Source organism: Saccharophagus sp. K07 (assembly GCF_014336955.1).
Classification (GTDB): Bacteria; Pseudomonadota; Gammaproteobacteria; order Pseudomonadales; family Cellvibrionaceae; genus UBA5868.
This window is the reverse complement of record NZ_QRAI01000002.1, coordinates 1-13,679: the sequence shown is the minus strand read 5'-3', so window position 1 is coordinate 13,679 and position 13,679 is coordinate 1. Positions and strand designations below refer to the sequence as shown.

Genomic DNA, 13,679 nt, shown 5'->3' with positions numbered 1-13,679 from the left:
TCATGAAAAAATCAATAACAAACAAACGGGTCTTATCCCTTGCGCTTGTTGCCACCAGCATGTGGTTTGTTGGTTGTGGCAGCGACAATAGCAATTCAAGTAGCAGTTCAAGCAGCTCTTCCAGTTCTACCAGCGCATCCAGCTCCTCTTCCAGCTCTTCAAGCTCTAGTAGCTCGTCCTCGTCGAGTTCAAGTGGCAGCTCAGCGCAGGGCGATCTGGTGGTGGCCATAAACTCAGGCGGCAGCGCCATAACGGTTGCGGGCGTGCCTTTTAAAGCGGATCAGTATTATCGCGGGGGTTCCGTTAATTCAACGACTGACCCCATTGCCGGTACCGATGACGACGCCTTGTATCAGACCGAGCGCTACGGCAATTATTCCTATGAAATACCGGTCATAGCAGCGACTTACGATGTTGAGCTGTATTTTAACGAGCTGTTTCAAACCACTGCTGCTGCGCGCATTTTCAGTGTTACCGTAGAAGACCAAACGCTTTTTAGCGACTTCGATCTATTCGCCACCGCCGGTCACGACACCGCTTACTCGCGACTAATCAAAGGCGTAACCGTGAGTGATGGATACCTTAGCATCAAGCTGACAGCCACCGTCGATAACGGCACTCTCAGCGGTTTTGCCATCTACTCCCAGGACGGCGCGCTCGACCCGGATGCAGGTCCCTTATCGCGCGGGACAAACCCCTTCGTGCAAACCAACTACACAGCCGACCCGGCACCCGTGGTATTCGGAGACACACTGTACGTCTACACCACCCATGACGAAGACGTCACGGTGAACAACTTCTACACCATGAACGAATGGCGGGTGTACTCCACGACGGACATGGTGAACTGGACCGACCATGGCTCCCCGGCCAGCTACCGCACCTTCAGTTGGGGCAATGACAGCGCCTGGGCGGCGCAAGCCATCGAAAGAAACGGCAAGTATTACCTCTATGTGCCACTGAACAACAACTCCGGCTCCCGAATCGGCGTCGCCGTTGCCGACAGTCCAATCGGCCCGTTCCGCGACCCTCTTGGCACGCATCTGGCGCGCGGACCAACCAGCAACATCGACCCGACCGTCTTTATCGATGATGACGGACAGGCTTATATGTATTGGGGCAACGGCACGCTGCAATACGTGCGACTGAACTCAGACATAATCAGCTACTCGGGCGGCATCCAGACCGCCAGCCTATCCGGTTTCGTCGAGGGACCATGGCTCTATAAACGAGGCTCGATCTACTACATGATCTACGCCGCCAGCGGTAATGGCAGCGAGAAAATCAGTTACGCCACCAGTAACAGACCAACGGGACCGTGGACTTACAAAGGCGACATAATGGATGCGGGCAGAACCTATACCAACCACCCCGGCATTGTCGACTACAAAGGACGCTCCTACTTTTTCTATCACAACAGCTCGCTGCCCGGTGGCAATAACTTCAAACGTTCTGTAGCCGTACAGGAATTTACCTACGGCGCCGACGGTAGTATTCCGAAACTGCCGATCGACGGCGAAGGTCCCGAAGCCATCGCCAAGCTAAACCCGTTTGCGCGAGTTGAGGCGGAAACCATCGCCTTCGCCTCCGGCGTCAAAACAGAAAACTGCAATGACACCGGCGGCGGCCAGAACGTCACGCGCATCAGTGGAGGCGATTACATCAGTGTTAAGAACGTTAATTTCGGCAGCGGCGTGACAGCCTTCCAAGCACGAGTATCGTCCGCGACCGGCAATGCGAGCATCGAACTGCGCCTGGACAGCTTAAACGGCCCAGTGTTGGGAAGATGTGATGTCTCCGGTTACTCGTCCTGGACCACCGTAACCTGCCCGATGAGCGGCGCAAGCGGAACCCACGATCTCTTCCTGGTGTTCAATGGCAACGGCGACAATCTGTTTAAATTCAACTGGTGGAAGTTTGAATAAGGTATAGCGGTTGACATGGTCGCCGCTTTGAGCGGCGACCAGATTTAGGGATTCCTCTCTATAGCATCACCGCCGCGACTTAGATATTGCTACCGACGCTGCGAGGCGACCGCCACAAAAAGAAGAAATAAAATATTTTTGTCCATGTTATTTATCCTTAAAAGCGAAACTTAAAATCAAAGTGGCGACGAGGCTTATTTAGTTTTATCTGCACTTCATTCCAAACTTGTTACTGCGCAATAACTTCCGCCAACTCCGCCTCACTCAAACCGTAGTTATACACCCGAAAATCATCAATCATGCCGTTGAATAAAGGATCGGGAAATTGACTGCGGCCGATGTAGTTAATGACGGGATTAAAATCGGTGAGTTTTACGGTAATTGCGCTCGATTGATCCGCCAGGCTGCCATTGACGTACAGTCGTCCGCCGGATGCATCCAACATAACCGCAACATGCGTCCACTGTCGTGTTGGCAGAGTGCCAGCGTTGAGGCGCTGCTCACCTTCGCCGCGGTTGATGGCAAAACGCAGTCTGCCGTTGTCTGCGGCAGCGGTTAAAAATGCGTTTTCGGTTTCACTGTTGCCAAAATCGAAAATGCGCTGCCACGCATTGCCGCCATTCCAATAAACCCATGCTGTGACGGTAATGGCGTCCTGATGAGAAATGGTGCTGGATAATTTCAAAAAATTGTCACTGCCGTTGAGCTGGATCGCATTGCCTTTTCTGCCAGCCGCAAAGGTCACCGTACCTCTGGCGGCAGCGTGATGCAGGTTTTCGCTGCTATCGGATAAATCGCCGTCGAAACGCAAATGCGCGAGCAGTGCGCGGCCACCCGACGCTTGCGCCTGAATTGCAGTGGTCGCAGCAGAGCGGTTTAACGACTTATCTTCGGCGCGCACTTTATAAAAATAGGTTTGTCCCGGCTTAATGGTGTTGTCGACAAACGCAGTTGCGTCAACATTCCGGGCGATGGTGTTGTAGGGACCTGCGGCGGATTCCGCGCGCAGAATTGTGTAGCCCGCTACATCCGCTTCCGGGCTGGCACGCCAGCTTAAACGGATGGAATGGGCATTGGCACTGGCCGCAAGTTCGGTAGGCGCGCTGGGCGGATTAAATTCCAGCGGGGCATTTGCCGGCAGCAAGCGCCACTGCTGATTTTCTCCACCGTTGCGACTCCACTGCCGCACGTTAACGCCGTGGCCGGTATTGGAACCCTCCACATCCAAACATTTTGCGCTCAGACGACTGCACACATAAAACCAGTTATCGCCCGCGTATTCCAAATACCAATGCTGATTATTGCCGTTCAAATCGCTCCACTGCGCGATATTGCCGCCGTCCGCCAAAGAAAAATCGAACACATCCGGCACTTTGCCGCTGTGCGCTGCTTTCAAACTAAAGTAGCTGTAGTCACCTCCATTGCGCGGTGCCAGCGGTGCGATATTCCACTGCTGATTGCCCGCGCCCGTGTAATTGCCCTGCTGAATATTGGCGCCATCAGCAGTGCTGTTATCCGCGACTTCCAATACTTTCTGACTGTTGCGATTGACCAGAATGTAGCGCCCGTTGATGGGCGGCTGGATATCTTCACCCCAAGTGATATTCACCACTTTTTCGGCGTTGGGTTGGTTTTCCCAATAGCCGGTGCCGCCCGGCACAAAAATGTTGTATTCGCGCTGCGGGCCGTGACCGTCAAAAAATACGTCGCGATCTTTCGCCACAAAACGGTAGGTCGTATCTGTAGCCTGTCTTTCCGAGGCACCCGCAAATGCCTGTACCTGACCATCAGGTGCGCGATATACAGCGGCTGCAGTCCAGTTGGGGCGGTGCTCTGCGTAAGCCAGTCGTTTGCCGTCGCTGGCTTTTACAAATTCACCTCGCGCGCGTTCCGCCGTGCCCCACCAAATCCCGGTTTGCATGCCGTATTCAACGCCCACAATGGCTTCCATCACATTGTGCAGTTCGTCATTCACGGCGCGGTGACCATTGGCCACCACCGTTTGGAAAAACCCCGCGTAGTTGGCAAAACTACCATTGAGCTGATGGGTATTGCCCTCGTGCAAACGGCCTTTCAAAAAGTTGTACCAGGGAGCAGCCGCATCCGCGCTTAAGGTATTACCGCCAGTGATACGTACATTCCGAAAGCGGGATTTCTGCGCAAGCTCCCCCGCCACATCGTAAAAGGCCTGCATGGAGCCCTGATGGGTTGAGTAATCCGGCTCATTAAACGGCGCTGCAGCAATCACCGTGCGACCGCGCTCTTCTGCCCGGCGCGCTGTGACATCCATCAACTCCGCCCAACGCGACGCTATGGTGTTGCCATTGGAATCCTTGAACCAGGGATCCACCTTCGGCGGGTCCGCATTCAACATCACTGCCGCATGTGGCCCGACCAAATCCACATAATCCAGGCGCTGATTCAGCAACGCGTACTGCTCCGACTGCAATTGACCATTCACCAGCGCGGCGGTAGGCGTAAACGACACGCGCACCACATCCACCCGCTCAGCGCCCATAAAAGCAACCCCGCGCCGAATATTACTTTCGCTCACCCAGGCCGTATCCAAACCCCAGATGGGAACGGATTTATTGATACCCGGCGCGCTTGTGTCGAATACCACCGAACGGTCCGACAAAGCCTCAGTAGTGAGCGCGTCGCTGGCACTGGCGGCATATCCCGATGAAGAGGACGAACTGGAACTGCTCGACGAAGAACTCGTTGAAGAAGAAGCCGCTGAAGATGAACTACTGGATGATGAACTGCTAGAAGACGAGCTGCTGGAGGATGAACTATTAGAAGATGAGCCAGCGGTGCCACCGCACCCGCTAAGCACCACCGCCAAAGCCGCAAGTGCCAGATTCAAGGATTTCATTGTTCGCTCCAAACGGTCCGTTATTCGTATTGGAGGATTATCCCATGGCCTACAATCTCGGTTTCGCTATGCAATTCACATCCTGTGCATCCCGGAAGCAACCATGAGGAAAACATTTCAAAAATTAGCGGAGCAGGTATGTTCGGAATGTGCCTATTTTGGAAATAACGACGGACGAGGTCACATAGGCGCTAGCCACAACTACCGCAACAAGGTCTATTGGGCAATCAAGATTTTCATTCATTTAGATTTCTTGCAATTATTTTTCTAAAATATCAATAACAAAATCCTGTATCATTATTGCCAACTCCAAAACATCATATTTAGAAAATACCTCTGGATTTTTACATCCTTCTCTAACACCATTTCTGTGAACTATCGGAATCTCAACGCACATAGGCAAGCAAGAAGTCTGAAAGAAAAGTTTCCAATGAAGTAATCAAATTACTATAGACCAGCCTTCGTATATAATCTTCGGTCCACCTTATATTGTCCACAGCCCCTCTATTTAAATCGGTTGCCTGCTCGATTGCGCCAGAAAAATATCGAATAGCACTTTTAACATCATCACAATTGAATAGGCTCTTAAGTCTGCTCAGGCTAGCGCCATTTCTCCTCAAAATTAGTTCCTGTTCGATATTTAGTTCATACTTTTCAAGTATTGAGACACTAGTCTCTGTCAAAGCCTCCAAAAATTCTCCTTTTTTCTTAACAAACTTATCCGGGTTCGAGCTGTGCACTAATGCTCCATCATCCGTAACCGACAGACGGAGGCTCGTGCTAATTGATCACACATCTCTTAGCATAACTTTCTCACCGCCCCTATTTTTCTGAAAAATTATTAACCCCTAGAAAGCTCAAGATTTTCATAGCAAGCTCTTAAACTACACAACCTAACTTCCAACGCAAAAGGCGAGGCCAACGGCCTCACCGTCCCTATTCAGCATCCCATTCTTCAGCATATCCATTGCTTACCAAGTAGCCATTTAAAGAATGGAAGATATATTCCATCCAAGCAGAAACACCTTCTGCTTCTAATACAGGAATCCCGTTACCTTCATCAGCCACGGCCGCATCAACCATACACCAATAAAACTCAGACAGCACCCTAGCCTCTTTTTTATCAGCCACGCTTCCTTTCAAAATTATTTGCTTTGCCAATTCTGCTTGCATCTTTTCGGCGTAATGCAAGAGGATGGACTTTTCTTCTGGGAATCTATATTCGATCATAAGACCTTCTCCGCACTGGTAATCTTAGACATTCTATCTGCTATCCATTTGAGCTTCCTCACAAGCTCGCTAACATGCATCTTTTCTTTTACCACCAAAAGATAGTGTTGCGAATCTTTTGGATCCTGCTGAAATTCCAATCCCTCTGGAATATCTGCCTTTTCCAGCACCCAAAAAACATCTATCTGCTTTCCTCCGGTAACTTTCTGTTTGAGCCTGTAAATACGCTTCAAATGTTGCCAGTGCGCAGAAAACGATAAACCCATATTGCTGTAGGGAAGAACCCATTGCTCATCAGCTGAGAACATGTAATCACGCTTACGCACTCCCTGTATGACCCCCTTTTCTCCCGAATTGAGATATAAAGTCGGGTGCGCCCCTCGTTCTGTGGGACGAGCATAAAAATTACCCAGGGTTTTTATATAGTCCCTCAAATCCTCTAATGTTTTAAATTGCTCCACAGTTCACTCCTTATTTATCCAGATAAATTCAGTCACGAATGCAACTTAAATCCAATAGTTCCATGGCCTTTACCTCTCAACCAACCGTCGTATAACCTTTTCCAAAAGCTCCTCCCCTACGCAAGCGTATATGCCCACTTAAACGCCCACTTAAAACAAGTTCTTTTCAGTCCTCTTCCTCCGTTGATCAACTCAGCCAGCCGTCATTCTATAACTCAATCTTGATTTCCATCTGATTGCCGGCCAGCAGCGAAATGCCACCGCCGGAGCAAGCGGAGCAGCTCTACATTAACGCCTCATCAGGCAAAGATGAAAAGGTGTGTCGAACCAGACAGGAAGGTGAATCGATAATTCTGTGAACCGCATTTTCAATACAGCTTCCACTAAGACCTCTCGTGCAGATACGTCACGGTGGTCATTACCGCATATCGCACCCGATATTCGCAGGAAACTGATGGTATCGTGTTGCTTTATGGAATCTAATTGCGAATCTTGGCCGAGCAAAAACAGAGAAATAAGCAGAAAAGGCGGGAGTTTTATTTACCGAATACAAGCCCGGCGAATTGCTTCGCCGGGCGTTTTTTTATCGCGTACAGAGCTCTCCCTGCAGTTGCGGTAATTCCGCATTTTCACTTCCTTTATTGCCTTGCATTCCGAAGGTGACGGTCTGGCCTGGCAGGATATTGCCGTTCCAGCTGACATTGCTCGCGGTATAGGGATTATTGCCTGCGAGGGTGGTGTTCCAGCTGTTGGTTATGGCGGAGCCATCACTATAGGTCCAATTCACGCTCCAACCATTAATCAGCGAGTCTCCGATATTGGTCAAGCGCACTTCAGCAACAAATCCCGTGTTCCATTCGTTCGAGATCACATAATCGCAAGCGAGACCTCCAAGACCACTGCCGCCAGAGCTTGAAGAAGAACTCGAGCTCGAAGAAGAACTTGAGCTTGATGACGAACTTGAGGACGATGAAGACGAACTCGACGAACTGGACGATGAAGAACTGGAACTGCTCGCTACTCCAGACGATGACGAACTACTCGATGATGAACTGCTAGCAGAAGAGGAACTGCTGGAGCTCGACGAGGAGCTGCTGGATGACGAACCTGGATTGCCACCACTGCCATTAATCACTACGTCCATACAGCCGTGGAAACGCTCGTAGGTGAAATGATTGCGACCCCATTCACCATAAATAATATGGCGCCCGGAGCGCTCCGGCACAGTACAGGTTGTATGAAATAAACTTTTTGCTTTATCAGCGACTACCGCCGGATTTGCACCCGGATTGGTATCACTGTATTTGAGTACACAAAAAGGCGAGCTTTCAAAATCGTCCCACGTTAAATTACCGCCGACTACATAATTAAAATCGGCCTTGGTGATCCAATAGCGAAACTCGTCAGTGTCGTCGTAGTGTGGACCCCATGAAATATCCCAGGTAATGGTCAAGGGGCCACTACCAATTGCGGTTGTTGGCCAATCGAACTGATGATCCCAAGGCGTCGCACCGCCCCGCCAAGTTTCACTGTCGAACCCGCACACATTCTTCGATGTTCCCCCCATGCGGCCTATGTCGTGCGTCAAGACACTCATAAATTGGTACATGCCGTTGGCATCGGCCTGCGCCGCAGCCACGCAAGCCGGGGTTACCGCCTGATCCGCTTTTTCCAAATAACCACAAAATGCGTTGCGCGCAGGTGGATCCACCATTAATCCATGGCCGAAAGCCGTCGTTGAAAATGCCGCAAGCGCAGCGACACTTGCAGCCGCACTTATCTTATTCTTTAAGGATAATCGAGCCATAAATACCTCTAGCTTTAATTTAAGTAGTAACCGAATTGGATTTCAGTTTTTTGCGTCTAAGCAGAATTTTTATTATAACTGCTGGAAAATTTATCTACCTTGACGCAGTGCACCAGAGGACTTGGAGATCTTATTGCGGTATTAGTTTCTTCGCTGTTGTGATTTAGGTTGTGCGCTGATTACGATGCAGTCGGAGCAGCATAAAAGTTGGTACTTACATTTCCGCTTTGACTTAATTTCCTAATATTTATCTGCATTTCCACCTTCGTTTTCACCTGATTGCCGACCAGCTGCAAATTGCCACCAGCGGAGCGAGCGGAGTGGCTCAACAACCGGCGTTCCATCACACAGTGGGCAGAATGTAGTGAAGGCATCGATTAATGCATCATCAGACAAAGATGGAAAGGTTGCACGAACCAGATCCGAAGGTACATCGAATAATTCTGAAAAACCGCATTTTGAACACGGATGTATTTTCCACTGTGGTCTTTCGCGCAGGTACTTCGCGGTGGTCATTACCGCATATTGCCCGCCGGTATTCGCAAGAAAACTGATAATGTCATTTTGTTTTATGGAATCTAATTGCGAAGGAACGTTGAGGACGCGCCCTTGAAATACATTATTTTCACACGCTGTAATTGAGACCCAAACCGCTTCCGGATATTTTTGCGTGACACGCGGCCCGCCTTCATGAATTATGACTTGCAGATCAGAGGATGAAGTTTGTTTTGTAGATGTGGATGTGTTCGCCAATGCATAGAATTTAAACTCCTCAAATTTATGATGGAAGCTGCGGGCCTTCAGCCCTACGGCCAAAAAAATCAGAGTGAACGCCCCCACACCTCTGATTCCTATTCAATATACAAATATTTTTTGCCAAACTTTTTCGCAAAATCTCTCTTCAAACACCCAGAACCTTTGGGCAACAAAAAACCTTTTACATCAACACCCAAAACATATGGCTCCGCTCGATTAAACATGAATTGAAGGTGCTCACCGTCCATAATCTTAATGTCTTTAACAATTCCCGGCGTCATATCTTCAGACAGTTCAACCTGATCAAGAACATCAAAATTCTTGTCCAACAGAGTTAGATGCAGCGCCTCATCATAAGGAGAGTTTTCCGTCGTAAGGATCAGCACCCAACCGTTCTGCAGCTCCAATTGAGCCTCCAACACTGATCCGGGCACAACAACTGGTTTATCTGAACGCGCTAATTTAATAACCAACTGCTCCGGCCCGGCCTCGACCACATCACATAATGTTTTATTTTTCAATTGCTGATCTCCTGCTTGGACGTGGCATAACCCGTGATAACACTCAACTTCAATATTTTGTTAAAGCCTGTGCATTGCGTAACTGAACCCGATTGTGCCGACCTTTACAATCCCTCTTTATCTCCGTGCCGCTCACCATAAAGGAATTTTGCATGACATATCTCCACACATTTCGAGGTCGCGCGTCGCCCTTGTTGTTGGCTTTTATATTGTCGCTGAGCGGTTGCGGCGGTGATGGCGGCACTTCTTCCAGCTCCTTTTCAAGCAGCTCTTCGTCTTCCAGCAGCTCATCTTCATCAAGCTCGTCTTCCAGCTCAGGTGGATCGAATCATGCGTGCCCAGGTGTCGCTGCCAACGCTTGGCAAGGCACACCAATTGAGCTGCCTGGACGCGTGGAAGCGGAAAATTTCGACCTGGAAGGCTTTTATGATTCCACGCCGCAGAACCAGGGCGGCGCCTATCGGGATACGGCGGTGGATATTGCCGCAATCAACGGGGGTTATGCGGTGGTCAACACGGATGCGGGCGAGTATCTGGAATACACCGTTAATGTTGCGGCTGCAGGCGAATACCAAGTGGTCGCAAAAGTTGGCGCGGCGGGCGCTGGCCGCACACTGGAGCTAAGCCAGTGCGACACACATCTGTTAACTGTAGCAGTGCCTTATTCGGGCGAGGATGCCGCTTTTAGAACGATTGCTCTGGGCGCTATTCATTTAGAGCCTGGATTGCAGGTTATTCGCCTTAGCGTTGGCGACCTGCCCGGCGCGAAGATCGATTGGCTGCATATTGGTAATTACACCGGTGAACTGAGCGCACCCACGCCAGTGGCATTTGGCACCATGCTGGACTCCGCCCAACAAATTCAGGCAGCGCGTACGTTTGCGCAAAACACTTTGAGACCAGGCGCTTCAGGTTGGCGGGCGAAGGGTGATCAAAGACGCAGTTATTACTTCCCAGAGGTCAACGCGCAGGTGGGTTATCGCTTGGTGGTGCCGAGCAGCTGGGACGGCGTCAGCGCCTTGCCTTTGGTGGTGTTCCTGCACGGCGCGGGCAACGATGAAAACTCTTATGTCGATCAAAATAACCGGCAAATGGCGAGGCTGGCGGAGCAACATGGCTTTATTTTGGCGTCGGCGCTGGGCTACGGCGGCGCGTACGGCACCATGCTTCGCCTACCAGCCGTGTTTGGCCAACCCCAGGAGGCGGCGAATATGCTCGCCAGCATCACCCAGGAGCGACGAGCCGCAGAAGCCCTCAGCGAGCGAGACGTTATCAACGTTATTGAATTGGTGCGCGGCGAATACCCAATTAACGACAAAGCCATGTTCCTGACCGGGCACTCCATGGGCAGCGGCGGCACCTGGTACATAGGCGCGAAATATTCCAGCTACTGGGCAGGTTTGGCGCCTATGTCCGGCCCCTTTGTGCAGGAGCAGGGTTACCCCTGGGAAAACCTGAGCACCATGCCGCTACTCGTGACCGAAGGCACCGGCGCCACGCCCTCTTTGACCGGCAGCCGAGTATTGCGCGACTGGCTTAAAGCGCGGGAATTTGACGTCACCTATAAAGAAGTCAACGCCGACCACGCCGGCATGGTGCCGCTGGTGCTGCCGGACGTGTTTCAATTTTTTGCTAATTTGGTGCCTTGATTAAAAAAAGGGGGCGACCGAAAAATCGGCTCGCCCCTATTTATTGAAATTTGGCCAGATTTATTTATCGGATTTCGCTCACCTCTTTCTCAATACACCCAAAATAAATCCCTTTTTCGTCGAATAATCTGACCCTTTTATTCAATTCAACTCCGCACGATAAGCTTTCATTTGATTTCCATTTTGAAGAATGACTAATGCACTTGCATGCGCGCTATTATCAAGCTCAAAACGAACAACAACATTTAGTGCAGGTGTAAAAAACTCAACTGGCGATGACGGATAAATGAATAGCGGCGGCTGACCTTCATACGCGAGCATTAAACCTTCTTTGGCCTCGCTCACGCAAAATTCCAACCCAGCGCTCGTCACATAATGTCCAATGTAATTTGTAATATTGTCTAGTTTAACGGCTTTTTTATCTGCACTAACTTGGCCGGGCCAAGCGTATTCATTCGCAATGGCGCGCCTAATTTCTCTGATAATCATAGTCGCGGTCCACTGCCTAAATTACTGACATTTATTCCTTACTTTCCAATTGTATTGCAGAGCCAAATTTATAGGCAGAATCTTTTCCCCTGACCTATTTTTCCGCCGCGAGCCGTAACGTGATATAGCGCCAGCATATTCGATGCAGAGGGGTCTTACCATAAAGTGTTCCCCGCCCCCTTTGTTATTGCAAACCAAGTTAACCAATTTAATGATTACCCCTTATTGCGCATGGGCTGACACTGCAGCATGACAAGCGGCCTGCGGGGGAATATTGAACAATATCTCGCCACAAATGGGGCCAGAGGAAACGGCGATCCGTCAGATTGAGCTTTTCATTCATGACACTCGCGAAAAATTCCCTTACCATCCCCAGCGGCAGCTAACCGCAGCATGCTGCAGAGACACAGACTATGAAATAGGAGCAAGGAGTTATGAGCCTTTATAAGGACTACCCCACCATCGCCGGCGCAGCCGCTGGCCGACGCGTCACCATCCACCCAGGCCTTCACAACACCTACAGACGCCTAGAACAGGCCGCACTGCGCGGCAACCACTGGGCTCGCATTGCGGTGAAAGAGCTGCAGGCTTTAACCACCGGCTTACAGGGGAAAAACAATGTCTATTGCCGCCCTTTTGGCAGCCCTAAAAATGCTGTGGGCGAACAAGCCTTCTATGTTTTTCTCCCGGGTTTAAAAGCAACCGTCTATCCCGGCATTGTCGGCCAATATCACGTGACGGAGTTGGTACTGGATGCGAATTATTATGAGGCGACTGAGGAGATTCGCGACCAGACGCGGATGGGGCTGTATCGGGCGCGGTTTGATACGGAGAATAATGCATGGAGAACAAAATACGTTGAGGGTGGCAAGGTTGCGTCTCAAGAAGGCCACCTAGTAGCCGTTGCGGATTCGGGATACAAAAGCGCCGATCATGCAGCTAGAAATGTTATGCCTCAGGCAATAAAACACCTCGGTATCGCCGCCGCCAATACCCGCAATAGAGAAAACGACCTGCACTTTACTCCCGGAAAAAAGAGCTTGGGTGGCATGATCCGCTATAACGCCCTTAAGGAAAACAGCAGCCGTGCCTCCGCTCTGCATTTGGCCGCCAGTATGGCTCAGGCTAAAAATACCAAAGGGGTGATATGGATGGCAGATAAAGGCGGCTCGGTGGTGCTGACCCAAGCCATGCAAATTTTGGTGGATAAAGGCATTACGCTGAAAGGACATACCGCCTATCTCTATCATCCTCGCACCTCGCCCGGCGACGCTTTGCGACTGGCGCACAAACTGGAGCTGACATTAAACGAAAGCTTTGCCGATACGGGATGGGATCTACAAGGCGCTGTAAGTCAGCTCAGTGTGGCGGGACTGAGACTGAAAAATAGCGACGACCCTTACAACACGGGCTACCATGCTCAGGCTTGGATTAACGGCTTGGTTAAAGCGGCGGGTCCCGTTGGGTTAGCGGGGGCTGGGGCAGCGGCAATGGGGGTGTCCATGCCAATGTTGGGCGGCATTGTAGCTGCCATTAGCGGTGGTGGTGTGGTGTACGCGCTGGGCCAAAGCCTCGTGGAAGATTTGCGCCACAAATTCAAGCGCTGAGGTTGATGGCATGCGTAATTATTTCAAATACCCGCCGCTGGAGTGGCGCAAGCGCGAAGACTACTGCGTACCCCAAGGGCCCAGCTTTTCCTGGGCGCCTTGGACTACTCTGCATCTTGCCGGCAACCGGTTGCGCTTTAAAGCGCCTAGGCATAGTCCACACTTTTCGTCAGTGGAACAAACCCGAGTCTTGCCGGGTCATGACGTTCTAGCGGATTCCAAACTAAGACACTTCAACTCCACCAATATGCCCAACGATCATTGGGGCTTTGCAACACCGTTGAGTCGCACGTGGGCCTTTTGGGGCCCATGGATGACTGGGTGTAAAGCGGAATTGCATATGGCTGTTACTGTGCTCG

12 protein-coding genes are annotated in these 13,679 nt (G+C 50.6%); 5 read left to right on the top strand and 7 right to left on the bottom strand.

Going from position 1 to position 13,679, the window contains the following annotated elements:
* Positions 1 to 2 precede the first annotated feature (2 nt).
* Entirely contained in the window at positions 3 to 1,925 is a 1,923-nt protein-coding gene (locus tag DWB84_RS06515) for a family 43 glycosylhydrolase (RefSeq protein ID WP_187408984.1), read from the top strand.
* Positions 1,926 to 2,154: 229 nt separating this feature from the next.
* On the opposite strand, the gene DWB84_RS06510 is transcribed toward DWB84_RS06515, so the two are convergent.
* Entirely contained in the window at positions 2,155 to 4,548 is a 2,394-nt protein-coding gene (locus DWB84_RS06510) for an RICIN domain-containing protein (RefSeq protein ID WP_187408983.1), read from the bottom strand.
* Between DWB84_RS06510 and DWB84_RS06505 the strand changes: the two genes are divergently transcribed.
* Positions 4,535 to 5,071, top strand: coding sequence for a hypothetical protein (locus DWB84_RS06505; protein ID WP_187408982.1), 537 nt, complete (start codon positions 4,535 to 4,537; stop codon positions 5,069 to 5,071). The genes DWB84_RS06510 and DWB84_RS06505 overlap by 14 nt on opposite strands.
* Positions 5,072 to 5,736: 665 nt before the next feature.
* Here DWB84_RS06505 and DWB84_RS06500 read toward each other — a convergent pair.
* The 5 genes from DWB84_RS06500 to DWB84_RS06480 all read right to left on the bottom strand — a co-directional run bounded on the left by DWB84_RS06500 (position 5,737) and on the right by DWB84_RS06480 (position 9,575).
* Positions 5,737 to 6,030 carry a hypothetical protein gene (locus DWB84_RS06500; RefSeq protein WP_187408981.1) on the bottom strand — a complete coding sequence of 98 codons (294 nt, stop codon included), beginning with the start codon at positions 6,028 to 6,030 and terminating at the stop codon, positions 5,737 to 5,739.
* The gene (locus DWB84_RS06495) at positions 6,027 to 6,491 is read right to left on the bottom strand and encodes a hypothetical protein (RefSeq protein ID WP_187408980.1); all 465 of its coding nucleotides are present in this window, start codon (positions 6,489 to 6,491) and stop codon (positions 6,027 to 6,029) included. The genes DWB84_RS06500 and DWB84_RS06495 overlap by 4 nt, the downstream gene beginning before the upstream one ends.
* A gap of 583 nt (positions 6,492 to 7,074) precedes the next feature.
* On the bottom strand, positions 7,075 to 8,298 hold the full coding sequence (locus tag DWB84_RS06490) for a lytic polysaccharide monooxygenase (RefSeq protein WP_187408979.1): 1,224 nt from the start codon (positions 8,296 to 8,298) through the stop codon (positions 7,075 to 7,077).
* Positions 8,299 to 8,538: 240 nt separating this feature from the next.
* The gene (locus DWB84_RS06485) at positions 8,539 to 9,138 is read right to left on the bottom strand and encodes a hypothetical protein (protein ID WP_187408978.1); all 600 of its coding nucleotides are present in this window, start codon (positions 9,136 to 9,138) and stop codon (positions 8,539 to 8,541) included.
* 11 nt (positions 9,139 to 9,149) lie between these two features.
* A complete protein-coding gene (locus DWB84_RS06480) occupies positions 9,150 to 9,575 on the bottom strand; it encodes a hypothetical protein (RefSeq protein ID WP_187408977.1) in 426 nt (141 codons plus the stop codon).
* 152 nt (positions 9,576 to 9,727) lie between these two features.
* On the opposite strand from DWB84_RS06480, the gene DWB84_RS06475 reads away from it, so the two are divergent.
* Positions 9,728 to 11,224: a carbohydrate-binding domain-containing protein gene (locus DWB84_RS06475; RefSeq protein ID WP_187408976.1), complete on the top strand. Its 1,497-nt coding sequence runs from the start codon at positions 9,728 to 9,730 to the stop codon at positions 11,222 to 11,224.
* Between the two features lie 141 nt (positions 11,225 to 11,365).
* Here the strand turns inward: DWB84_RS06475 and DWB84_RS06470 are convergent, their stop codons facing one another.
* A complete protein-coding gene (locus DWB84_RS06470; protein WP_187408975.1) occupies positions 11,366 to 11,713 on the bottom strand; it encodes a hypothetical protein in 348 nt (115 codons plus the stop codon).
* Between the two features lie 434 nt (positions 11,714 to 12,147).
* Between DWB84_RS06470 and DWB84_RS06465 the strand changes: the two genes are divergently transcribed.
* The gene (locus DWB84_RS06465) at positions 12,148 to 13,320 is read left to right on the top strand and encodes a hypothetical protein (protein WP_187408974.1); all 1,173 of its coding nucleotides are present in this window, start codon (positions 12,148 to 12,150) and stop codon (positions 13,318 to 13,320) included.
* A gap of 10 nt (positions 13,321 to 13,330) precedes the next feature.
* The coding region (locus DWB84_RS06460) for a hypothetical protein (protein WP_187408973.1) at positions 13,331 to 13,679 on the top strand (349 nt) is incomplete at its 3' end.